The sequence below is a fragment of the Haloferula chungangensis genome (genome assembly GCF_042664875.1).
Taxonomy (GTDB): domain Bacteria; phylum Verrucomicrobiota; class Verrucomicrobiia; order Verrucomicrobiales; family Akkermansiaceae; genus Haloferula; species Haloferula chungangensis.
Map to the genome: position 1 here is coordinate 227,383 of NZ_JBHTBS010000005.1, position 23,969 is coordinate 251,351.

Here is a 23,969-nt window from a genome sequence, read left to right on the forward strand (position 1 = left end):
TCTCCGCCTCCCTGACTGGGGAAAACGCCCGGTCTGTACCTTCCGCTCTCCCGTTCGATATGATCGAGTGGACTCCCATCACTTGCTATGAAATCTCCGATTCTCATCACAGGCGGCGCTACGGGTATCGGCGCCGCCACGGCACGTCTGGCTGCGGCGAGGGGCCACGCGGTTGCCATCAACTACCGTCGCAGCGAGGCGGACGCGACGGCCCTCGTTGAGGAAATCCGACAGACTGGAGGCTCGGCCGTGGCGGTCCAGGCGGATGTCAGCGTTTCCGCCGATGTGGACCGGTTGTTCGATGCTGTCGAGCGCGAGCTTGGCCCCCTGGGGGCGCTGGTCAACAATGCCGGTGTTTTGGAGAAGCAGTGCCGGGTGGTCGATATGGACGCAGGCCGACTCTCTCGGGTTTTCCAAACCAATGTCATCGGCTCCTTCCTCTGCTGCATTCAGGCCGCGAGGAGGATGTCTCTGACGCAGGGAGGTGCGGGCGGTTCCATCGTCAATGTCTCCTCCGCTGCTGCGCGTCTGGGTGCCGCCGGAGAATACGTTGATTACGCCGCCAGCAAGGGCGCGATGGATACCCTCACCATCGGGTTAGCCGCCGAGGTGGCTGCGGAAGGCATCCGGGTCAATGCCGTGAGGCCCGCCTTCATCCATACGGCGATTCATGCGGCTGGCGGTGAACCGGGGCGCATCGAACGTCTCACGCCGCTCATTCCGATGAGGCGCGGCGGGCGACCAGAGGAAGTTGCCACGGCGATCCTCTGGCTGATTTCCGAAGAAGCCTCGTACACCACCGGGGCGATCATCGACATTGCCGGGGGAAAATGACCGTAAACTGGCATCATGAAGAAGGCACACATCGATTCGGTTCCCGAGGATTGCTGGCAGTCGCCTGCGGGGAAGTATCAACTCATCCGCAAGCACCTTAGCCTGGCGGTTGGTGGAGTGAAGGACGTGGGCGAATGGGGTGGGGGGCATCCCTTCGATGTGGAGTTGGCGAAGTTACCTCCGGGGAAATCGAACTTCCCGCTTCATCGGCACTCGGCGCAGAGTGAATTCTACCTCGTGTTTTCGGGAACCGGTCTGCTGCATGGCGAAGGGGATCCGCAGACGCTCCGGGCCGGTGACATCGTGTTCGCCGCGCCGGGTGAAGCGCATCGGATCGAAAATACGGGTCCATCCGACCTCGAGTATCTGGTGGTCAGCGACCAGCCCCGCGCCGATATCTGTCACTACCCGGAAACGAAGAAGTATTTTCTCAAACCCGAACGAGTCACCCTCAGCGGAGATCAGGCGGACTACTTTGAGGTTGGCGATTGATTCCTGCGGGCGGCAGGAGTGGTGCGTTCCCGCAGGTTTTCCTCCGTCATCCAGCGGGCGCTGATCTCGCAGCCCATGGGAGTGCTCCAGTAACGGCGAAGAAGTTCCTTCCATCGCGGCATCGGGTGGGTTTCTTGCTGATCCCGCCAGTCGGTCGATGCGCAGGCCATCGGCATCAGGTCGCGTTGTGTCTTCATGTCGATGGAGTCAAAGCCAGGTTGCCACGGAAAAACAGATGCAGTCTGATCGATCTGTTTGCATAACAAATCAAATTTGCGAATCTGTACTGCAAGCCCACCCGTGAATCTGCCCCTGTCCCATCGCATGGCCTTGGTGGAAGTCTTTCAAACCAGCATGAGCACGCCCCTTTATCAGGAACTCGCCGACCGGATGAATGGTCTGATCCAGGCCGGAACGTTCACCACCGGCAGCAAGCTGCCCTCGGTGCGACGTTTGAGCCGCGAACAGGGTGTGAGCATCACCACGGCGATGGAAGCCTATGGCCGGCTCGAGGACCTCGGGTTGATCGAGTCGCGGGCCCGCTCCGGCTATTTTGTCAGGCCACCGGTGGTGCGCGACGGCCAGCTTCCAAAGCCGGCCGAGCAATCCCGCAAGCCAATCCCCGTGCAATGCCCGGAGATCTTCCAGGCCGTGATGGAGGCGGTATCCGACCGCAAGATCGTCTCCTTCGGCGCGGCGGTGCCGGGCGATGAGATTGTTCCCCACAAGCGTCTCAATACGCTCACGAACTCGCTGATCCGCCGTCATGGCGCGGCGGTCTACCGCTACTCGATGGCTCCCGGTCGGCGGGAGTTGAGGACGGCGATCTCGCGGCGCCTGCTCAAGGCGGGAATGCATGCTGACCCCGATGATATCGTCACCACCCACGGCGCCACCGAAGCGCTCGCCCTGGCGGTGCGTGCGGTGACCCGGCCGGGCGACGTGGTGGCGGTGGAGACGCCCACCTATTTCGGAATCCTCCACCTCCTCAAGGACCTCGGCCTGAACGTGGTCGAGATCCCCATGGACGCGCAGCAGGGCATCCGTCTCGATGCTCTCGAAGAGCTTTCAAGTGCCTACAAGATCGCCGTTTGCATCGTGCAGCCAAGCTTTCAGAATCCGCTGGGATCCTGCATGAGCGATGCTGCGAAAAAACAGCTCATCGAGCTCGCGGTGCGCGAGGACTTCGTGATCATCGAAGACGATCTCTACGGCGAACTCTGCCACGCGGGGCCGCGGCCGAGCGCCCTGACCCACTTCGACCGAGACGATCGGGTAATCCATTGCGGATCGGTTTCCAAATGGCTCGCTCCGGGTCTGCGGATTGGCTGGGTGATATCGCGGCGCTTCCGTACCGAACTCCGCCGTCTCAAGTCGGTCCACTACCTGTCCTCCTCGGCGCTTTCCGAGCTGGTCGTCGCCGAATATTTCTCCGGTGGTGGTGCTGAACGCCACCTGCGCCGCGTCGGCGGCATCTTCGGGGAATCCTGCGCGCGCATGCGCGAAGCCGTGCTTGCGGAGTTTCCGGCCGGCACCCGCATCAACCAACCGCGAGGGGGATTCGTCTTATGGGTGGAACTTCCCGAGGGGCATGATTCGGAAAAACTCGCCGCCGCCGCCCTCAATCAGGGCATCAGTCTGATTCCCGGACCGATCTTTTCCGCGACCTGCGGGCTGAAGCACTGCCTTCGCCTCAGCTGCGGCGAACTCTGGAGCAAGCGTTCCGCCGACGCCGTGCGGACCCTCGGCCGTCTCGCCGCCGAATGCCGGTCCTGAGCTCCGGTTGGGAAAGGACGAGGGGTCAGCGTGTTAGGCGGAAGAATTGTCGTCCGCTGGGATGGGGAACGACGTGGCGCCAGCGGTCGTCGGCGATTTCGGAAGTCTGATCGGTGAAGGCCGACTCATCCAGGCTGGCTGCTTTCTGAAGGGTCCAACCCGAATACGTGGCCGACCACCAAACCTCGATCGAGCCGTTAGGGAGACGGCCAATGTGAAGCTTGGGCAGGCGATCATTGGGGGAAACGAAACGGATCGTGAGATTTCCGGTGAACCCGCTGGCGGACACCTGATAGTTGCCGGCGGCGTTATGTCCGGAGTCATAGACGATCAGGAAATAGTTGCCCGTGGCAGGAAGCGTGAACGAATGGGTGCCATGACTGCGGATACCCAGCGAGTTTCCGGCAGGCGAGAGAAGTTCCATCTCGGGAGAAAAATTGCCGGAGCGGGTGTCGGCCAGGGTAATCTGGATCACCTCGCCGGCCATCCCGCCAAAAGCATGGGCGTCTGACTCTCCAGTCTGCAAGGCACCCGAATGGGTTTCGCCATTGGAGATCGAGGTATTGTCTCCTGCGGAAAGCTCCGCCGTCCCGCCGACCACCACGGAGAGCAGATAGTCACCAGGGTCGTTGCAGCCGTCGTCTGAAATCACAATCGCATATCTTCCGGAAGCAGGCGCCGAAGCGACGTAGGCGGCAGTTCCCGAAGAGGTCGTGTAATTGTAGCCAAGCGACGCTCCCGCAGGGGAGAGAATCTGGACTGCCGGATCGAAGCTCGTGTCGACAGCCTCGCCGATTCCCGCACGGATGACGGCCCCGGCCGGAGCATCGATGGTCACCACATCAAACTCTCCCCGCTCGATCCGACCGCATAGATCGCTGCCGCTGGTTACATCGAGGAAATTGTCGTGCGAGTCACTCTGGGTCACGGAGCCGACGACAACGGAAAGATTGTATTCGCCAGGCTCGTTGCAGCCGTCGTCCGAAACAATGATGGTATAGGTTCCGGAAACCGGAGCCGATGCAACATAGGCATTGGTTCCCGTGGACGTGCTGTAACGATAGTCGAGCGCCGCTCCTGTGGGAGATAGAATCTGAACGGCGGGGTCGAAGATGGTATCTGTCGCTTCGCCAACGGCCGCGTTGAGGACGGCTCCTGCGGGAGCCGTGATCGTCAGGACGTCAAGCTCACCCCGCTCGATCCTGCCGGAGAAGTCACTGCCGCTGGTGACGTCGAGAAAGTTATCATGGGAGTCGCTCTGGGCGACGCCTCCGACGGCAACGGAGAGATGGTAGTCGCCGGGTTCATTGCATCCGTTGTCCGAAACAATGATCGTGTAGAGGCCCGAAATTGGAGCCGACGCGACGTAGGCGTTGGTGCCTGTGGAGGTACTGTAGCTGTAGTTGAGCGATGCCCCTGTCGGGGAAATGATCTGAATGGCGGGGTCGAAGATGGTTTCTGTCGCTTCGCCAATGGAGGCATTGATGACGGCACCAGCGGGAGCCGTGATGGTCAGGACGTCAAGTTCTCCCCGCTCGATTCTGCCCGTGAAGTCACTGCCGCTGGTGGCGGCGAGGAAGTTGTCGTGAGAGGCGCTCTGAGCTACGGAGCCAACGACCACGGACAGCTGGTAATCGCCGGGATCGTTGCAGCCATTATCCGAGACAATGATCGTGTAGAGACCTGAAACCGGAGTCGATGCCACGTAGGCATTGGTGCCAGTGGAGGTGCTGTAGCTGTGATCGAGTGAGGCGCCCGTGGGCGAAATGATCTGGACCGCCGGGTCGAAAATGGTGTCGACGGCTTCCCCGAAGGCCGCATTGATGACAGCTCCGGCCGGAGCGTGGATGGTTAGAACGTCAAGATCGCCACGTTCGATGCGGCCGGAAAAATCACTGCCGCTGGTGACCTCGAGAAAGTTGTCATGATCGCTGCTCTGGCTTGATGCCCCCGCGACCACAGATAGGTGATAGTGGCCAGACTCGTTGCTGGATTGGTCGGAGACGACGATCGCGTAGGTGCCTGAAACCGGAGCTGATGCCACGTAGGCATTGGTCCCTGTAGAGTTGCTGTAGCTGTAGCCAAGGGATCCGCCAGTCGGAGATATGATCTCGATGGAAGGGTCGAATCCCGTATCGGTTGATTCCCCGACCGCTGCGTTGATGACCGCGCCGGCGGGTACCTCGATCGTCAGGATATCGAGTTCGCCGACATCAATTTTCCCTGTGAAATCGCTGCCGCTGCTCGCGTTCAGATAGTTGTCGTGGACGGAGCTTTGAGTCGCGGCGCCGGCGAAAACGGAGAGGTTGTAATTGCCCGCTTCGTTGCTTGAATAGTCGGAGACAACAATCGTGTAGGTCCCCGACACGGGAGCGGATGCAACATAAGCACTGGTGCCTGTCGAATTGCTGTAACTGGAGGCCAGGGCCGCGCCCGTCGGAGATAGGATTTCGACGGCAGGATCAAAATCGGTGTCGGAGACTTCTCCTACAGCTGCTCGAATCACGGCACCTGCCGATACTTCAATGGTGTAGGAGTCAGTCCAATCTCCTGGGCCGACTGATCCGGCGACGTCGGACCCAGAAACGATCCCATGGACGGACGGGGTGAGGAGGGAAAATGCGGAAACGACCAAGAGCAGGGGGAATTGGCGCATAGGCTGGATTCACCACATGTCTTTTGGGATGACAAGTCGAAATGAGTGGCAATAGGCAGTGCCGAGGGGTTATGCCATGAAGGGGGCGCGGTCCATTGTGATGACTGGCGCGTGCGAAAAATTCAATCTGATAGGAGAGTCGGTGGTTGAGTTAACTCCGACGGAAAGTGCTTTCACATGTTTCGTGAATGGGGGAGGCATTGCCGCCAGTCCGACGAGAGCGAGCTTGGAGACGCGTCGATGGATTCGTGGTGACGTCGTGTCGCTCCTCAAACGACTGCTCGACGATCAGTTCGCTGCGGGAGGGGGAAAGGGAATGATCTTCATCGACGGGGAAGGCGCGGTTGGCGGCTCGGCTTCGAGCTGCTTCTTGAAGGCATCATCCGGGAAGATGCTCTCAAGGGTGAGCATCGGGAGATGATTTAGTTTCTTGTGGATGGTTTCCAGCGACGGGTTGGGTGTATTGAAAAGATCAAGCGTGAAGCGGAGCAATTCGTTCTGGCTGCCGATCAGGCTGCGGGGCTGGCCGCGGACGATGCGGAAGGTGCCGCCTTCCTGCAGCTGGATGTCCGGGCGGAGCCGTGCCACTTCTCTGGCGAGCAGTTGGGAAAGGTAGGAGACGAGGGATTCGATCCGCCGGTCGCTGTTCGGGATGACCATCGAGAACAGGGTCTCGGCGTTGGTGAGGAGAAAATAGACGGTCTTCGAAGGGCGGTGTTCGGCGATCAACTCGCAACGCCAGCAATCCATCCAATGGCTCTCCTCATCCAGCTCGTCGGTCTTCGGCAGAGTCTGGGTGCGAACCTTGAAATGCTTCGCAGCACGACCGCTGAGCATAATCACGAAATGCCGCGCACCACGGGGTTCGGTTTCCTCGGGCTCGTCGAACTCGCCATCGTCCCACACGTCTTCAATATCGATGCTTGGGTCGTTGTAGCGGCGGAGATGGCGCAGCCAGGTGGCCTTGGAATCATCGATCAGCTGGTGAAGCTCCTGGTGGCGGGCTTGGTCGATCCGGCCGTCGAGATGGAGGAAATCGTAGAATTTCCGGAAGGTGTCGATGTATTCGGCCAGCGAGGCCTCGTTCGCCCAAGCGCACTTGCGGATGAACCAGTCACCGAGGAAGAAGTTGATGCCGTCGTAGTTCTCCGCCAGCGGCAGCTCCTCGTAGTTGAGGAGGTATTCGTTGGCGAAGAAGGCAAGATTGTCGACGTGGTCGGCGGACTTCTTCTTTCCGACGCGTTTCTTGAACAGATGCTCGTGAAACGCGTGGAGTAGCGGTCGATTGGCGGCCTCGAGTTCCTTGCGGCGTTTTTCGTAGGAATCCATGATCGGAGCGATCGGAGTCTGAGAACGGCGTGGTGTCGAGCGGAGATTGGGAATCCGCCTGGTCCGGAGAAACAAAGTGTCTGAAAGCCGGTGCTTCGCCTGGTGGGTTCTCTCAGTCCCGTAATGCGGCCGACAATGTCGCAGGAGCCGGAGGGGATCGGTCAAATGACCGATAGCTACCGGTGGGTCTTCTAGGTTTATCTGGGGTGTTTGGGATCGTCGACTTCTCCCCCCGTCTTCGATCTCTGCCGGTGAACCACCCCTTTCATTAGAAAAACCCACATGACGAAATCTGCAGCCTTCTTGGCGGCTACGGCATTCTGCGCCGTCACCGCTGCGGCGAAATCACCCAACATTGTCCTGATTTTCATGGATGATCTGGGGTACAACGATATCGGCGTACAGACCTATCCTGCCCCGCCGAATCAGTATCCCGTCTCCGGTCCCAGTCCGAAACCCGGGGGGAGTAACTCCAACCTGCCTGCACCCAATGAGGCTTACGGATTGACTCCGAGAATTGATTCGCTGGCCACTGAGGGACTGCTGATGACTCGCTTCTACGCCTCCTCCCGCTGTTCGGCGGCCCGCGCTTCGCTGTTGACCGGGCGCTATGATTCGCGGACCGGAGTGAGCGCGGTTTTTTATCCCAACCACAGTACCGGGATGAGCACGACGGAGGTGACCTTGCCAGAACTGCTGCGGCAGCAAGGTTATGCGACCGCGATGGTCGGGAAATGGCACTTGGGATACAACCCGAGCAAGCACAACCCCTATCAGATGATGCCGGTGCGGCAGGGCTTCCACGAGTTTTTCGGGACACCGCACAGCAACGACATGAACAGCTTCCATCTGATCCGCAACGAACAGATCGAGCAGGCCGACTTCGATTCCGCGGGTGAGCAGGCGCAGATTACCTGGCGCTACACGGAGGCGGCACTGGATTTCATCGAACGAGCATCAGGAGACAAGCAACCATTTTTTCTCTACTTCGCCCACACCATGACCCACCGGCCAACCTGGCCGTCCGACGAGGAGTATCAAAATGCGGATGGGACGACCTGGCCGAAGTTTCAGGGAACCAGTGGTGTGAGTTATTACTATGACGTCGTCAAGGAGGTCGACCACAGCGTCGGGCGGGTGCTGGACAAGCTTGAGGATCTGGGCATTGCGGACGACACGCTGGTGGTATTCACCTCGGACAACGGCCCATGGACGCGTCTGTCCGGCATGGACCTGGCCAGTTCGTCGGTAGGATCAGCCTATCCACTCCGCGACGGAAAGGGAACGACATGGGAAGGGGGGTGCCGGGTGCCCTTCTTTGTCCGCTGGCCAGGGAAGATCGCCAGCGGTGGAACCTCAGACGAAGTCACGGGCCTGGTGGATCTGCTTCCGACTTTTGTCGGGCTCGCGGGAGGCGAGTTGCCGCAGGATCGAAGCATCGACGGCGTTGATCTGGCTGGGCTTTGGAGGGGGCAGGACGGGTGGAACAATCCCCGATCGGCCTACGCACTTTTCGCGGATGACGGCAGCGTTGGCGCGGTCCTGAAGGACGAATGGAAACTGCGGCAGGGGAGTCTCTTCAATCTAACAGATGATATCCAGGAGTCGACAAATGTCGCGGGCAGTCAGAGCGCGGTAGCCGCGGATCTCGCTAGCGAAACGGACGCGATCAACACGTCCATCGCGAATGAAAAGAACTCGCTCGGAACCTTCACATCTTACGAGGTTCTCGTATCGGAGAACGATATTTCCGTCCCTGAGGGAGGGATGGCTGGCGTCGAGCTGAGCTTGTCGGCTGATCCCGGCAAGGCTGTGGAAGTTTCTGTGGCTCGCTTCAGCGGCGACAGCGATCTGAGTGTCTCCGCTGGGGCGAGTTTGACGTTCGATTCGACCAACTGGTCGTCGCCTCAGTCGGTCACTTTCACCTCCGCGCAGGATGACGATGACGAGCATTCCGGAGGGGTTTTCCGAGTGAGCACTGACGACATCGAAGCGGTCAGGAAGATCTATGTTTTCGAGAAAGACGATGAGGCAGCCGCCTCGGCACAGGTTGACCTGGTATGGCCGAAAGGAGAGCTGGCAGCGATCGAAGGCCATGCTGTCAAGCTACTGGCGGAAGGGAGGATGGAAGTCGCCGGAGTGACAAATCCAGAGGGCTCGGTTTTCGGATGGTCAAAGGTTTCGGGTCCGGGAAATGTCACCTTCAGTGATGCGCAGTCTCGGGTGAGCGGCGTCGTGTTTTCTCAGGATGGCGAATACAAGATCCGCTTTCAGGCCGAGCACCCGACCGCCGCGGGTTTTGCTACTGCGACCGTAACCGTCCGAGTGGGGAACCTGAGCGGGGAGTCAACGACCGAGTATCAATTTTCCCCGGCTCTGCTCCATGATGCCTCGGCGGATTTGGACGGCGACAGCAAGTGGGAGAACCAGATTGCCGAGGGCTCCGATGATTGGACCCTAAACGGAGGGGTGGCACAAACGATCGCGGACCCGGCACCCCAACTCGCGTTCATCGATGCGGCCTATGAGTTTCCGGGGGGCGCGATCCCGAATGGAGGCAGCTCCGGTCATCTGGATGCCTATGGCAACGGAAACGCGAGTTTGGAAGTTTGGTTCAAGCCGAACAGTCTGCCGGTGGCTTCCCAGCAGGTTCTATGGGAATCGGGTGGCGACATCGGGGCCTCGCTGACTCTCAGCGGGAGCCAGCTCCGATTTGCCGTCGATGACGGAGGCTCGAATTCGCAGAACGGTGCCGTCGCTGAGGCGACCCTCGCGCCCACGGCCGCGAACGACGGCTTCGTGCACTGTGTCGGGGTCATCGATCTGGACGGCGATGAAGTGCGACTCTACCTCGACGGGGCGCTCGCCGATACCAAGGCGATCGCAAGCGTGTCCGACTGGTGTGGCACGAGTCAGTCGGGTCTGGGCACGATCGTTCACAACAACGGCAGCGAGACGACGGATTTGCAACATCTCGGTGGGAACGACCTGCTTAGCGGCAGCTTTGGAACCTATACCGGCCAGATCGCCTGGTTTGCCTTTTTCAACCGAGCACTCAACCCCGCCGAGATCACTGATCTGGCCGGAGGGGCCGGCAAGGTAACCGTCACGAATGGTTATGAAGGCAACATCGGGCCGGTCGTTTCCGCCGGCGCCGATCAGTCGATCGGAGTTCGGGGGAAATTGGTTCTTGGCGGGACGGCCGAGGACGACGGTCAGCCGGATGGTTTTGCGCTCGTCTCCCTTTGGCATATGATTTCGGGTCCAGAGAATCCGCTGTTTGCGGACGCCTCTTCTCCCACCACATCCGTTGATTTCGAGGTCGCGGGCGACTACCGCTTTCAACTCGAGGCGGACGACGGAGAGATCAAGGTCTACGACGAGGTGGAGATTGCCGTTGCGGGAGTGAGCTATGAGGAGTGGGCTGAGGAAGAAGGACTTACTTCCGGGCAGGATCAGCCGGAAGACAATGCCGATGGGGATTCCTACAGCAATGTCTGGGAATGGGTGCTCGGACTGAACCCGGACTCTTATGATGCCGAGCGCTCCTTCGGGAGTGTGGTTCCCGCCGAAGAAGGGAACGAACTGACCTTCCGCTTTTCATTCCTCGTCCCCCGGGACCGGACCCCTGAATTTGGAATCGAGCTCAGCGAGCAACTCGTCGAATGGAATCCTGATTCAGAGGTATCGATCGAGGTCGATACCCTTGACTCGGCCATGAACCGCTGGGTCCTCGAAACCGGAGTTGATCCCGACGGAATTCCCCGCCTGTTCGGCAGGCCCGTGATTCTTTCGAAGAAAGCCCAGTAATGAATCCATTCGCAACCCCCTGAATCCCAAATCATAACCCAGTAGAAACCAACGAGAATATGAAAGTAGAAAAACCAATGATGAATCGGAGAAATGCAGCTCTCCTTGTGGTGGCAGGTGCCGCCATCGGGATGCCGCTCCAAACAGCGGGCGCTGCCACCATCGATATCGAAGGGCGCCTCGCCGACTCAACCGAAGAGAGCGCTTTGGAGTGGGGTGACAATTCGACACGAGGCGATTCTTCGAACAATCTGCCGATCGGCTCGAACATGCCTGCTCCGGTTTCGGATGATGATGGCACCGTGACTCTTACGGTATCGACCAACATCCAGGATTGGCGGACGGGCTACAGTACCGGCTCCTATGATGCGGGTGAGGAGTGGAATGTTCGAAGCTCGAGCAATGCCGCGGCGGCGACGGGCGCCTTCTCCAACGGTGCGTTCTTTTCCATCACTCTTGATTCGACGACAAACTCATCCGAACGGTTTTCGTGGCAGTCCGTTGCCGTAAGTCTGTGGCGGAATGGTTCGGGGGCTGACACGACCTTTCAGCTGGCCATTGATGCGGATGGAAACGGATTCACCGTGGAGGATCTGGTCGGAGCACCCGAAACGCCGCTCGATGGAATTGCCGGGGCGACGACGATACTCTTCGATGGCGCCGAGCTTCCGGACAATGTCACCTCGGGTGAGGTGCGGCTCTATACTTGGGGCACGACCAGTATTGCCGGGAACATTCATGTGTACGACGTCAGTGCAGACTACGTCGTAGTCCCCGAGCCCTCCGCGGCCAGTCTCATGGCGATCGTCGGCTGTGGGTTCCTGCTTCGCCGGAGTAGAAGTCGGAGCATGTAATCCGCATTGACCTCCAGTTTCCTGGGCCTGCCGACCGATTGATCCCGGAGTGAATGGGGGATCAATCAGTTGGTCTGGCTTGTCGGGAGCCACCTTTCGCTAACGAGATGAGCCGGGAGGTGGCACTTTTGCGTAATTTGACCGTGTAGCGTGCGGATCCTGATGCTTGGGCTGGAGTCATCTAGATGATTCCTTTCCGGATCGCGGCGGCGACGGCGGCGGCAATGTTCGGAACCTGAAGCTTTTGATAAATGTTTTCGGTGTGCTGGGCGACGGTTCGGTAGCCGATTCCCAACTGCTCGGCGACCTCCTTCTTGACATATCCCATCGAGAGGAGTTTCAGGACTTCCTGCTCTCTGCTGCTCAGGACTCCGTCGTCTTCCTGGCTGGGACTGCCCGCCAGGGCCCGGAGAACGATGCGTGATAGCTGTGGGTCGATGATGCATCCCCCTTCGTGGATCTCAGCGATGGTCTCTCGGATGGAGGCAATGGGGGCACTCTTGAGGAGATAACCCGATGCCCCGAGGCGGACCGCTTCCAATGTGGTGCGGAAATCCGAGTCCTGCGTCAAAACAAGGATATTGCAGGCCGGAGAATTTGCCTGAAGTGTGGGGATCAGTTGCAGGCCGTTTTTCTCTGGAAGATGAACATCAAGGAGGACGATATCAAAATTCAGGGCTGCTGTGGCGGCGGCTTCATTGATGTAGGATTCGGCGCTCGGAAACGCGGCCACAAATTCGAGATGCGTGGACATTCGAATCATGTGCTTCAAGGAATCGGTATACTGCCGGTTATCCTCGATGATCAGAATGCGAATCTTCCCTGCCACATCTCCAGTCTAGTTGAGCTCAAGGTGGATTCGAGTTCCTTTCCCTGACATGTTTTCGAGACGCATCTCGGCGTTCAGTCGTTTCGCTCGGATACTGAGATGACGTGGCGGTGAATCCGGATCGCGCAGACCGATGCCATTGTCGGTGATGCTCAAACGGACACGCCGGTTCCGGCGTTCGACGTGAATCTCGGCATGGCTGGCCCGGGCGTGTTTGGTGATGTTGTTGAGGGCTTCCTTGATGAATAGCAGGAGGTCCCATTGGCGCGAGGGAGGGAGTTTCCTCAACCGGGCATTCCGGTCGATCCGGCAGTCATAATCCAGACCGACAAGTATCTGCCGAGCCATGTTCTGAATCTGGGAGCGAACGTCGAATCCCATTTTCTCGGTTTCCAGAAGCTGGATGAAATTCCGGGTTTCGCTGGAAGTCAGGCGGGCGGTGGCGAGAGCGTCGTCGAGAAGTTGGGATTGGGTGTGGGTCGGAGACGGAACGGTTTCTTTGATGAGTTCAGTAAGGTGGACGAGGCAGCTCGCATTCGCGCCGATCTCATCATGCAGATCCCCTGCGATTTTGTTTCTAACGGTTTTCCAGCGTCGGTTGGACATCAGCTTGGCCAGCCCGACGAGAAGGGGTGTCAGGCAAACGAGAAGGACCACAAGAAAGAGCCAGCGTTCCCGTTCCTGGCGTCGGGCGAAAACCAGTTCTTGATGCAGATTGACCAGACGTCGGGATAACTCGGCATTTTCCGCCAGACCTTCAATCCACGTTCGAAGCGGCAGAATTTTCCCTTCGGTGGTGAGACCGTCCGTGAGCGTCGATAGCTGTGGCAGCGTCCTTGAACGGGCTTCATCGCCTTCAAGTTCAGGAAATGGGGGCATGTTTCGACTCAGGAGTTCGCCCTGCTTGAGGAGCTCGATTTCGCTCAGGGCGATTCGATGCGCCCTCTCCGTCCGGAACTCCCCGACCGGATCCTCAAGGTGGAGGCGGAAGTAGCGGCCTTTGACGGGACTGAAGCGAATCATCAAAGGGCTGGATCCCGGTTTCGAGGTGCTGCTTTCCGTGCTGTGGATCTCGACGGAATCCATGGCCTCGGGAGAGTCCGTAACCTCAAGGCGGATCAAACTTGGAAACCCGATGCCGCTCGCCTGGGGGAAATTGTGCTGGAGGGAGTGGACGACTGGCCAGAGCCGAAGTTCGTCAACCTCTCGCTCTGATCCGAGGTCGAAGAGAAGGGTGAGTTCGTTGGAGGTGTAGTAGAAATTGTCGAAGGGATTGCGGAGCTTTCCATCCACTGGAGAGAAGAGCGAGAAGCCATCCACAAGACAATTGCGATGCCACACATAGCCATATCTGCTTTCCGATGACACCGAGACCTCGGCATCCAGGGCGGCATTCCAGTCACCGCTGAATGCCATGACCTCGCTGAAGGTGGTGACGTGGGCGGTCGGCCACCAGGAAGGGTTGTCGCCCATCCGCAGGGCGGAAATCCGGATGCCCGAGCTTTGAACCGGAGCAGCCAGAGGGAACAGTTGCGGCTCGATTCCGGTGACCTCATAGTCACTCTCACGATGATCCACGATGGTCTCGAAAGCGCCGTCCGGACGAATCGATTCAATGAGGAATCGCTTGGGAAAGCCGAACGGGTCGACATCGCGGGAATCCGGCGAATAGGTCGAGGGGATGAGGGCGATCAGATCGAGTGTCGCTTCGGTGATGAAGCGCAGTTCGATGGTGACGACTTCATCGACTTTGTCAGAAAATGAAGACCGGTAGCCAAGGGTCCACGGGCTGGGATTCAGTCTGAGGCCGGGAAGGGACGTTTTTTCGTCTTCAAGTCGGTGAATCTCATCCTGAAGTTGGTTGACCCTGCTGAAGAGTGCATCGGCAGGAAGTCCAAGTATAACTAAGAGGAGTAAAGAAAGGTGCAGTGCCCGATATTGACGGGCCAAGCGGAAGCCTGAACTGAGGTAAGTGAGATTCACGAAGTCGACCCCTAGCTAACACCTCGAGACTAGGAGGCGAAGGGAAATGAGCCTCAGGTACTGATAGCGGAGTCGAACCGAAATGAGAGCTTCACAGGGCGGTCGCCAGCTGCTCCCTCGCTGGCTGGGCAGATCGGCAGACTGGAAGGCCGACTGGCCCCGATTGTTCGCGAGTTCCTCCGCGAGGGCACTGAGGGCGTCGGCCTTGATGAGTTTCGGTTCGTTGGCTTCCGTTGTTCGCCTCAACCAGATCCTGCGAGTCTCTCTTCGCGCCAGTGGTAGCGGGCTCGTGGCAACCGGTCTAATTTGAAAGTTTCGTCACCAACCTGCGATTGGAGGGCGAAGGGGATCCCCATAGAAGCACACGCAATTGAGCGGCGCAACGTCTGTTGGGACGAGGTCTCTTAGCTATGAAGGGGAAGGCGATCTCCCGACCCTAGTGGCTAGAAACAACGATCCTGCCATCGGCAGAGGTCGTCGCTCGAGGTCAATGGATCAGCTCTCGGGAGCCCTCGTTTACCGGAAGTGATCTCACGACGCATCGATCAAACTCTACAGAAATTCTCATTCCATCATCATGAATATCCTGCACTCATCAAAGCGGTCACTTTCCTGCATCGTTCTTCCGCTTCTTGCTCTATCCGCCGCCTGCGACGCGACCGTTATTGGCTTCGGTCAGCTGGGTGGGAACAATGCAACGGTTTCCTCGACGCTTGCATCTCGAGCCGTCGCCGATGGTAGTGGCTACGTCGTGGACAATGGCGCCACTCCGAACATTTCCCTAGGTTGGGACTCCAATTGGGACATCCATACCAGCACCTGGTTCACCGATCTTGAAAACTTCACCGTTGGTGGTGGTGATTGGGACAATGAAGGCGGCGTGCCCCGGGTCGGACAGCTGGATGGTGGTCTTCACACGATCAGCCTGATCTCCGATCCAGGCTTTGCCTTAGTAATCAATAGCTTCGATTTCGTCCATACGTTGGAATCTTCCGGAACGACCGTTTGGAATCTCTCGCTCACCGACTCGCTGACGAACGTGGTTTGGAGTGAGACGCTGAACATGGACAACTCGGAATTCTCCTCGAGTTTGCAGACTGTCTCGCCCGGCTTCACCGGCGCTGATGGTGAAAGCTACACCCTGACCTTCGAGCGAAGCTCTTCCAGCTATGCCTCGAACGGTCGTCACGCGATCGACAACTTCAGCTTCAATCAAGTGGCGGTGCCTGAACCTTCCTCGGCATTACTGATCTGTCTCGGTGCCATGGGATTGTTTCGCCGGCGGAGGTGATTTCTTCAGGGGTTTCCTCATCGTTCCATTCTCTTTCGGGGCGCCCCGGCGAGGTGTCCGCGTCCCGGTTCTCACATTCCGGGGGGCGTTCACGGCTTCCAGATTGGATTTATGGGGTCTGGTACAGGTGAGTTGTCTGGATGAGTTAGGGGTTTGATAAAAGGATAACAAAATGAAATTCAAAGACATGATTCTCGGGGTCGGGATTATGGCCGCCTTGGGTACGGGTAGTCATGCCACCATTATCGGTTTCGGCCAGCTAGGCGGAAGCAATACGGCGGTTCCGGGTACGCTCGGATCCCGCGCCTCGTCCGACGGCAATGGCTATGTGGTGACCAATGGCACCACTCCGAACATCGTTTTAGGATGGGATGGCGACTGGGATATCCATACCAGTTCCTGGTTCAACGACCTGGAAGCGAAGACCGCTGGCGGAGGGTCTTGGGACAACGAGGGCGGCGTGCCGCGCATTGGGCAGCTCGACAGCGGCAATCATACGATCACCTTTACCGCCGATCCCGGTTATGCGTTGGTTCTCGATTCGTTCGACTTCGTGCATACCGAGGAGACTTCCGGATCGACGACCTGGGAGCTCACACTCCGTAATGTGTTGTCGTCCGTTGTCTGGAGTCAGACGGTGACCCTGGACAATCAGAATAACAGCCATCTGGTTACCGTCGCGCCGAACTTCACCGGCACCTCGGGCGAAACCTACACCTTGAGTTTCAATCGCGTCTCGGAGAGTTATGGATCCAATGGGCGCCATGCAATCGACAACCTGAGCTTCAGTCAGATCGAGGATGTCGGCGGTTCCGAAGTCCCGCTGGATCCCATCGATCTGATCGATCCGCTGGTCGGAGCCGAGGGCCGGGGGTACTGCGTTCCTGGCGCCTGCCTGCCGCAGTCCTCGATTTACCCAAGCCCAGATACCGTTGCGGTAGCGCCTTCGGGATACGTTTCAGGAAGCGATGTGGTCGGCTTCTCACAACTCCACGCCTCGGGCGCGGGGGCAAGTCAGCCGTCTTTCGGGAACTTCCTGATCTCGCCCCAGTTGGGGGCGGGAATCGACGAAAGCGATCACGCTTCGCCCATTGCCAATGTCGAGGCGAAGCCCTATTCCTATCGTGCTGATCTTAGTGCATGGAGCACGGGATGCACTGTGGTCCCGGCCGCCAACAGCGCGATCTACGAGTTCGAGTTCCCGAGCAGTGACGATGCCCGGCTCTACTTTGACGTTGCACGCAAGTTGGGTCGATCCGACGGCATGACAAGCGGTTCGGTGGCGATTGATCCGATCAATGCGACGATCAGTGGCGGCGGGACCTTCGACGGCAACTGGAACCCCGCCCCCTATGAGGTTTATTTCTTCGCCAAGGTCGATACCGCCCCGAGTTCGATCGGAACCTGGACTGGCTCGACCGCGCTTGAAGGCGTGGCAACGGCATCGATCGCCAGCCGGCAACGGCTCGGTGGGTGGATGAAGTTCGATACCACCGGCAATTCGACGGTGCGGGTCAAGATCGCCGTGTCCTTCGTTTCGGTGGCCCAGGCCGAGGCGCATTTGAATGGGGAGATTCCGGGCTGGGACCTCGTCGGGCTTGAAGCCGCGGCCAAGACTGCCTGGGAGCAGGCGATCGCGCCGTTGGCTGCTCCGGGAATCAGTAATGCCGAGGGTCGCAAGCTATACACCGCGCTATTCCACAGCTTGATCCAGCCTCGCGATCGCAGTGCCGACCGCGGTTGGACCGATGCTCCATTCGTCGATGACCAGTACACTCTGTGGGATACCTGGCAGACGTTGTTTCCTTTGCTGGCGATCGTCCGGCCCGACTCGGTCGCCGATAGTGTCAACTCCTTCGCCGAGCGCTACGTCCAGTATGGTCGTGCCGAGTCGGTCTTCATTCAGGGCGAGGACTTCCAGGCCGGGCAGGGAGGCGATGAGGTCGAGCAGATCATCGCCGACGCACTGGCCAAGGACATTCCGGGCATCGATTGGCCGAAGGTCTGGAACCTTCTCGAGTTCACGACCGGACGCCGCACCGAGCACTACAAGACGCTCGGCTACGTTTCCACGGACGGCGGCACCAACGGCTACGGCTGGCGCATGCAGTCGGGTTCCTCGACCCTGGCCTTCGCTCATGGCGACTGGTGTGCCGCGCAGGTGGCTGATTCGCTTGGCCACTCCACCGAGGCCCAGGCTCTGTTGACACGTTCGCAGAGCTGGCGGAATCTCTGGGATTCAACCGCCAGTGGCGACGGATTCCGCGGTTTCATCCGTGCCCGTGCCAGCGACGGTAACTTTAGTACCACGGCTCCGGCCAGTAATGGTGGTTTCTATCAGGGCACGGCCTGGAACTACTCCTTTAACGTGCCGCACGAGCGCAACGCGATGATCGCACTCGCGGGTGGTCGTCCGACCTACATCGAGCGTCTCGAGTTCGCCCTGAACCAAGGCAGCAACGCCTATGTGGATTTCACCAATGAGGTTTGCTTCCAGTTCATCTGGCAGCTTTGCCATGCGAACCGCCCCTACCTCGCCTCCTACTGGGCGGACCAGCTGCGGCAACTCTATGGGCACTATTCGCTGCCAGGGGATGAAGACTCTGGTGCGATGTCGTCGCTCTATTTCTTCGCCACCGCCGGATTTTTCCCCTGCGCGGGCGAGGACTTCTACTACCTCCACGGGCCGGTGGTGCCCGAGCTTCAGTTCACGGTCGATGGTGGCAACACCTTCACCATCACTGCCGAGAATGCCGGTGGCCCGAATCTCTATGTGCAGTCCGCCACGCTCGACGGACAACCGCTCGAAGTTCCGGTCATCCATCACTCGGATATCCTCGCGGGATCCACCTTGGCCTTCGTGATGGGACCAAATCCGTCCAGCTGGGGAACGGCGAACGACTTCATCGCACCCATTGAGGGTGACTTGGTGGTGGCTGCAGAGCAATGGAGCGCCTCACTGGGCGCGCCGCAGATCAGCGGCGCCAATACCGATTCGCCGACATGGGGATCGGGTGCCGATGACGCCGACAACACGGCGATTGCCTCGGAGTTTCCTGCCTTCACACTTCATGGTGAGCGGGACTCGATCACGCTGTCGGCGACGGTCGAATTCAGCGGCCTAGCCACGAGCCAGAGCGCACCCGCCAGCCGCTTCTCCTGGGGACTTTTCGATTCGAATGGCAGCGCGGACACAAGCGGGTGGATCGGGCTTTCCGCTGCGAACGATACCACTGATACCGATGGAACCCATCGCTTCTGGAAGAAGCCGGCGGGCAATGCCACTCCATGGCATGACTTCGCGGATGCCACCGCGTTGGCCTCACACGCCATCGCGTCCCCGGACTTCATCGATGGAAGTTACGAGCTGCTGCTGTCCGTGACCCGCAACGAGAATGGCGGGCTTGATTACATGGCCTCGCTACTGCGCCCCGCCGACGGTGTGTTCCTGGCATCGTTCACTGGAACCGATTCGAGTCCGGACAGTTTCACCTTCGACCGCGTTGGCCTGAGGGCGGGCGATGTGCTAGACGCCGATTCTATTCAAGTGACCGCCTGCACACTTACCTGCAATTCGAACGATGTCGTCGGCTTCAGCGAGAATCCAATCACCGAAGCGGATGCGGAACCGGGTGTGGCCTATAGTGGCAGTCTCGCAGGTTACGTGTTCGATCCCGATGCGGACACGCTGAGTTTCTCGAAAGCTGCGGGTCCCTCCTGGCTGCATGTGGGCACTGACGGAACGCTTTCGGGAACTCCTGCTGCGAACGACCGTGGCACCAATGAGTTCCTGGTGTCGGTCTCCGACGATGATGGCTCCGCCACCGCCGTCCTGATCATCGAAGTGAACAACCCGAGCGCCACCGGCGGAGTGGTCTGGACTGGGAACGGAGACGGTTCGAGTTGGTATGACGACGCGAACTGGGACTTCTCGAACTCATGGATCACCACCATGGGGCCGACGGGAAGCACCGTGCTCGACGATCTCTTGGTTTCGAATGCGAACATCACCAGTTCCTACAGCGGAAACCTGGTGCTTGGCGACGGGTTCACGCTGACTCTCGATAACGCCTCCTTCAGCCAGACTCCCTCCAGCGGTGGACTTTCCGGGGTGAATGAAGGTACCGATCTGCCCTCCAACCTGCGCCTGACTCATGGTTCCAGCTGGAGCTCCCAGTGGTGCACGGTGGGGGTGGACATCCATGTCGATGGCACCAGCACCTTCCGGCTCAAGGGCGGGGGCGATGCGCTCAACTCGCAGATCGAGCAGACCAACGCGCGACTGAGCGCCGGAGGAAAGTTCGTGCTTCCTTCCCGAAGCGAGTTCGACGAGCAGGCCGACACCTCGAATGGTGCGATCTATGTCGAAGGCGAACGAGTGAGTGCTGCGACCATGGCTGCCTACTTCACCTTCAGCGGCACCGGACCGGTGATCGCGACCGCGGTCAATCCTTCACCCGAGGGTGCTCCGTCCTTCGATTCAGATCCGATTGCCGGCGCCGACGCCCAAGAGGCGGTGACCTATACGGGCACACTGGCCGGCAGCGCGACCGATCCCGATGCCGACCCTCTGACCTTCTCCAAGATTTCCGGTCCCGTTTGGCTCCAGGTGGCCCCCGAGGGCGGCCTCTCCGGGACGCCCTCGGCCTCCGATGTCGGAGCAAACGCCTTCGTCGTCGGCGTCACGGACAACAAGGACGGATCCGACACTGCGATCCTCAACCTCTACGTCCATGGCACGGGTCCGTCGGAACCGACAGGCTACGGCTCGGTATGGAAATACCTCGACGACGGATCGAACCAGGGCACCTCCTGGCGCGATGCAACGTTCGACGACAGTAGCTGGGCGAGCGGATCGGGCCAGCTGGGTTACGGAGACGGCGATGAGTCGACCGCATTGTCAGGCAATCTCATCACCTACTATTTCCGGCGTAGTTTCCGCATCGACGATGCGTCGGGTGTCGACACGGCGACGTTCGACCTGCTCTACGACGATGGAGCGATCCTCTATCTGAACGGTGTGGAGATTCATAGGACTTCCCTGATGCCTTCCTCCGGCGAGGTCGCCTACGACGAGCCCACCAGCTCGGCTCTCGGGTCGGAAAACACGGTTGACAGCGGGATCGCGATCGACACCGCCCTGTTTGTGGACGGATCCAACGTGCTTGCCGTCGAGGTGCATAACTCCGGCACCAGTAGTTCGGACATCAGTTTCGATCTCGATCTGGAGCTTGTCCATCTTCCCGAAGGTTCGCCGAGGTTCGCCGAAGACCCGATCATCGGACCGTTAGCTTCCGCGACTCATCCCTATTCCGGAAGTCTGATGGGAACCGCCAGTGATCCGGACTCGGACCCGATGAGCTATGCAAAGGTTTCCGGCCCGGAATGGCTTTTGGTTGCCGCGGATGGCACGCTCAGCGGAACTCCGTTGGTCGAGGACATCGGCATCAGCAGCTTTGAGGTTTCCGTCACCGACAACCAGGACGGAACCGACACCGCAACACTCACCATCCAGGTCAACGACGAAAATGGCAACCCGCCGGACGATCCAGATCCGTCCGCCACCGAGCAAATCCGCCTGATATGGCTCGATGATCCGACCAGCACGGTCACGGTCGCTTGGACGCAGGGATCGGGATCCGCTGCGACTGTGAAATACGGTCCCGAAGACCTCGGGCGCAGCCACTCACTATATCCCCACTCGAAGTCGGTCGACGTGTCCCGCACCTATTCGAGCAGTGGTTCGATCACGACGCAGTTCGCCGCACTCAGCGGCTTGCAGGCCGACACGGTCTACTACTTCGTGCTGGTGGACGAGAGCGGCACCAGCGACCGCTACTGGTTCCGCACCGCCCCGGCGGTCCCGCAGGCCTTCACCTTCATTGCCGGCGGCGACTCCCGCAACAACCGCACGCCCCGCCAGAAGGCCAACCGTATGGTTGCCAAGCTGCGGCCGCTCTTCGTCGCCTTCACCGGCGATATGATCGACGCCGACAATGCGACTCAGTGGGACGAGTGGTTGAGTGACTGGGAGCAGAGCGTCAGCGAGGACGGGCGAATGTATCCGATCCTTCCGCACCGCGGAAATCACGAGTCGCGGGGCAATGGGACGCTGGTCGACTTGTTCAATGCCCCGAGCGGTAATTACTACTCGCTCGACTTCGGCGGAAGCCTGCTGCGCTATTACGTGCTCAACTCCGAGAGTGGCGAAGGGACGCAGGCCGACTGGCTGCAGGGCGATCTCGACGCTGCCGGAGGCATGCATGCCTACACCCACCTGATGGCCGGCTACCACAAGCCGATGCGCCCCCACACTTCGGGTAAGTCGGAAGGCAGCGCCGAATACAGCAACTGGGCTCAGTTGTTCTATGACAACCGCTTCGACCTGGTCTTCGAATCCGACTCGCACGTCATGAAGCGTACCGCGCCGCTGCGCCCCGAAACCGGGACCGGATCCGATGAGGGCTTTATTACCGACGTCGTCAACGGAACCGTCTACACCGGCGAGGGTTGCTGGGGGGCGCCGTTGCGTTCGACCGACGACAATAAGGATTGGACGACCGACGCCGAAAGCTTCAACGGTTTCGACTTGGTTCACGTCTATCCGGACTACGTCGAGCTTTTCTCGGTGAAGGTCGACAACGAGTCGATCTCGTTTGCGCTGGAGGAAGGTGACGAATTCAGTCTGCCGGCGGGCATCGAGTTGTGGGAGGCCGCCGGAGGCACCCGTCTGGTCGTCAATCGCGGGGAGGTCGCGCCCCTCAGCTACGCTCAGTATCAGCTGGACACCTTCGGATCGATGCCACCGATTGACTCGGATGTTGAGTCGGACTTCGACAGCGACGGGAAGGACAACTACACCGAATACGTTTTTGGAACGGATGCCTCGACGGTCGAGTCACCCTCGCCGACCGAGCACTACCCACATATTGTCGTCGGCTCCGAAGGCGAGAAGCTGTTGAGGCATCGCCTGCGGATCGGCGTCACAAGCCAGGTCGAGTACTGGATCACCGAGGACTTGAACAGTTGGCGCAAGATGGCGGAGGGCATCGACTACACGCTCGAAACCTCCGACGGCTCCGGATACGTCGAGATAGAGTTGGAGATGATCGGGTCGAATGCCTTGCTTGAGAAAGTCTTTGTCCGTGTCGGCTACTGATCAACCCCAACCTGAGTGGCCACCGGGCCCGCTCTGGATCCTCCGCGTCGCGACGGTGTTTCTGTTCGCGGCGCGGGGATTTTTATACCTCACCAACCACGGCCCACTGTCCGTGTTCTTTTGGAATCAGGACTGGCTTGAGGTCGGGGTGTTTCGATTTCTGGGCTTGGACTGGGAAACCTATGCCGCCAATTCGGAGGTGGTGATCCTTTCGACCCAGAAGTCGATGGGGTGGTTGTTTATTTCCGCCGCGGCGGTGGCCTGTTTTGTCAGCCCGACGAGGAACCGATGGGCCTCGGGGGTCGTTCTTGGTGGCGCGGTTTTCCTGATTCCATACTGGCTTCTAGCGTGGGTCGAGACCGACTACCGGCTGCCGATGTTTCTTGAACACTTCCTTCAGTGGATGACGCCGTTGCTTCTCGTGGGCTACGGTCGGTTGCCGCGAATGCTTTGGTGCGGGTTAGCATGGTTGGCGGTGTCGTGTACCTTTGTAGGTCACGGCCACTATGCCATTGGCCTTGGTGTGCCCGTCACCAACGATTACATCAACCTATGCATCGCCATTCTCCATTGCAATGCGGATACGGCCAAGACCTTGCTGGCATGGGTGGGCTGGGTGGATCTCGCCTTGCCGGTCCTGATTCTTCTGCCATGGCTACGGGTTCCCGCGCTGGGTTACATGGCCCTGTGGGGTGTCATGACGGCGATCGCCCGGATCGTCGGCCACTGGACTCCGGCGGAAGACTACTATGGGTTGCATCCGTGGCTCGCGGAGGCGATCGTGCGGCTTCCCCATGGTCTTGTGCCACTCACCTTGCTCGTGTTGCTCGTTGCGAGCAGGAAGTCGGTGAAGGGATGGAAGAAAATCCGAGTGTGGAAGAACCCGAGAAAGGCGGACGAGTGTGGCCCAGTGGGATCGAGAACTGCTGGCTAGAATGTCGTTGGCTCGATTGGCG

At 59.4% G+C, this 23,969-nt stretch carries 13 protein-coding genes; 8 read left to right on the forward strand and 5 right to left on the reverse strand.

The window, feature by feature from the left end; all coding sequences use genetic code 11:
- The first annotated feature begins 87 nt into the window (after positions 1 to 87).
- Positions 88 to 834, forward strand: coding sequence for an SDR family oxidoreductase (locus ACFQY0_RS11695; protein ID WP_379712522.1), 747 nt, complete (start codon positions 88 to 90; stop codon positions 832 to 834).
- Between the two features lie 15 nt (positions 835 to 849).
- Positions 850 to 1,326 carry a cupin domain-containing protein gene (locus ACFQY0_RS11700; RefSeq protein ID WP_379712524.1) on the forward strand — a complete coding sequence of 159 codons (477 nt, stop codon included), beginning with the start codon at positions 850 to 852 and terminating at the stop codon, positions 1,324 to 1,326.
- On the opposite strand, the gene ACFQY0_RS11705 is transcribed toward ACFQY0_RS11700, so the two are convergent.
- The gene (locus ACFQY0_RS11705; protein WP_379712526.1) at positions 1,305 to 1,523 is read right to left on the reverse strand and encodes a hypothetical protein; all 219 of its coding nucleotides are present in this window, start codon (positions 1,521 to 1,523) and stop codon (positions 1,305 to 1,307) included. The two genes, ACFQY0_RS11700 and ACFQY0_RS11705, sit on opposite strands and share 22 nt — an antisense overlap.
- Positions 1,524 to 1,680: 157 nt before the next feature.
- Between ACFQY0_RS11705 and ACFQY0_RS11710 the strand changes: the two genes are divergently transcribed.
- Positions 1,681 to 3,102 carry an aminotransferase-like domain-containing protein gene (locus tag ACFQY0_RS11710; protein ID WP_379712528.1) on the forward strand — a complete coding sequence of 474 codons (1,422 nt, stop codon included), beginning with the start codon at positions 1,681 to 1,683 and terminating at the stop codon, positions 3,100 to 3,102.
- Positions 3,103 to 3,127: 25 nt separating this feature from the next.
- Here ACFQY0_RS11710 and ACFQY0_RS11715 read toward each other — a convergent pair whose 3' ends face one another.
- The gene (locus ACFQY0_RS11715) at positions 3,128 to 5,758 is read right to left on the reverse strand and encodes a hypothetical protein (RefSeq protein ID WP_379712530.1); all 2,631 of its coding nucleotides are present in this window, start codon (positions 5,756 to 5,758) and stop codon (positions 3,128 to 3,130) included.
- Positions 5,759 to 6,046: 288 nt separating this feature from the next.
- Complete coding sequence (locus ACFQY0_RS11720) at positions 6,047 to 7,087, reverse strand: hypothetical protein (protein ID WP_379712532.1); 1,041 nt, start codon at positions 7,085 to 7,087, stop codon at positions 6,047 to 6,049.
- 282 nt (positions 7,088 to 7,369) lie between these two features.
- Here ACFQY0_RS11720 and ACFQY0_RS11725 point away from each other — a divergent pair, with 282 nt between their 5' ends.
- Together ACFQY0_RS11725 and ACFQY0_RS11730 are read left to right on the forward strand one after the other, a co-directional pair.
- Positions 7,370 to 10,897: a sulfatase-like hydrolase/transferase gene (locus ACFQY0_RS11725; RefSeq protein WP_379712534.1), complete on the forward strand. Its 3,528-nt coding sequence runs from the start codon at positions 7,370 to 7,372 to the stop codon at positions 10,895 to 10,897.
- Positions 10,898 to 10,974: 77 nt separating this feature from the next.
- Positions 10,975 to 11,751, forward strand: coding sequence for a PEP-CTERM sorting domain-containing protein (locus ACFQY0_RS11730; protein ID WP_379712536.1), 777 nt, complete (start codon positions 10,975 to 10,977; stop codon positions 11,749 to 11,751).
- Positions 11,752 to 11,932: 181 nt separating this feature from the next.
- Here the strand turns inward: ACFQY0_RS11730 and ACFQY0_RS11735 are convergent, their stop codons facing one another.
- Positions 11,933 to 12,580, reverse strand: coding sequence for a response regulator (locus ACFQY0_RS11735; protein WP_379712538.1), 648 nt, complete (start codon positions 12,578 to 12,580; stop codon positions 11,933 to 11,935).
- A 9-nt stretch (positions 12,581 to 12,589) separates the two neighbouring features.
- The gene (locus tag ACFQY0_RS11740; protein WP_379712540.1) at positions 12,590 to 14,563 is read right to left on the reverse strand and encodes a sensor histidine kinase; all 1,974 of its coding nucleotides are present in this window, start codon (positions 14,561 to 14,563) and stop codon (positions 12,590 to 12,592) included.
- 577 nt (positions 14,564 to 15,140) lie between these two features.
- On the opposite strand from ACFQY0_RS11740, the gene ACFQY0_RS11745 reads away from it, so the two are divergent.
- From ACFQY0_RS11745 to ACFQY0_RS11755, 3 genes are all read left to right on the forward strand, one after another.
- Positions 15,141 to 15,854 carry a PEP-CTERM sorting domain-containing protein gene (locus ACFQY0_RS11745; protein WP_379712542.1) on the forward strand — a complete coding sequence of 238 codons (714 nt, stop codon included), beginning with the start codon at positions 15,141 to 15,143 and terminating at the stop codon, positions 15,852 to 15,854.
- A gap of 172 nt (positions 15,855 to 16,026) precedes the next feature.
- Positions 16,027 to 23,013, forward strand: a complete 6,987-nt coding sequence (locus ACFQY0_RS11750; RefSeq protein WP_379712544.1) for a GH92 family glycosyl hydrolase — start codon at positions 16,027 to 16,029, stop codon at positions 23,011 to 23,013.
- Positions 23,000 to 23,947, forward strand: a complete 948-nt coding sequence (locus ACFQY0_RS11755) for a hypothetical protein (RefSeq protein WP_379712546.1) — start codon at positions 23,000 to 23,002, stop codon at positions 23,945 to 23,947. The genes ACFQY0_RS11750 and ACFQY0_RS11755 overlap by 14 nt, the downstream gene beginning before the upstream one ends.
- Positions 23,948 to 23,969 lie beyond the last annotated feature (22 nt).

Bases quoted from the DNA above. Each gene is read 5' to 3' on its own strand.
- ACFQY0_RS11695 (WP_379712522.1), top strand. From the start codon at position 88: ATGAAATCTCCGATTCTCATCACAGGCGGCGCTACGGGTATCGGCGCC.
- ACFQY0_RS11725 (WP_379712534.1), top strand. From the start codon at position 7,370: ATGACGAAATCTGCAGCCTTCTTGGCGGCTACGGCATTCTGCGCCGTC.
- ACFQY0_RS11750 (WP_379712544.1), top strand. From the start codon at position 16,027: ATGAAATTCAAAGACATGATTCTCGGGGTCGGGATTATGGCCGCCTTG.
- ACFQY0_RS11705 (WP_379712526.1), bottom strand. From the start codon at position 1,523: ATGAAGACACAACGCGACCTGATGCCGATGGCCTGCGCATCGACCGAC.
- ACFQY0_RS11745 (WP_379712542.1), top strand. From the start codon at position 15,141: ATGAATATCCTGCACTCATCAAAGCGGTCACTTTCCTGCATCGTTCTT.
- ACFQY0_RS11730 (WP_379712536.1), top strand. From the start codon at position 10,975: ATGATGAATCGGAGAAATGCAGCTCTCCTTGTGGTGGCAGGTGCCGCC.
- ACFQY0_RS11720 (WP_379712532.1), bottom strand. From the start codon at position 7,087: ATGGATTCCTACGAAAAACGCCGCAAGGAACTCGAGGCCGCCAATCGA.
- ACFQY0_RS11715 (WP_379712530.1), bottom strand. From the start codon at position 5,758: ATGCGCCAATTCCCCCTGCTCTTGGTCGTTTCCGCATTTTCCCTCCTC.
- ACFQY0_RS11710 (WP_379712528.1), top strand. From the start codon at position 1,681: ATGAGCACGCCCCTTTATCAGGAACTCGCCGACCGGATGAATGGTCTG.
- ACFQY0_RS11700 (WP_379712524.1), top strand. From the start codon at position 850: ATGAAGAAGGCACACATCGATTCGGTTCCCGAGGATTGCTGGCAGTCG.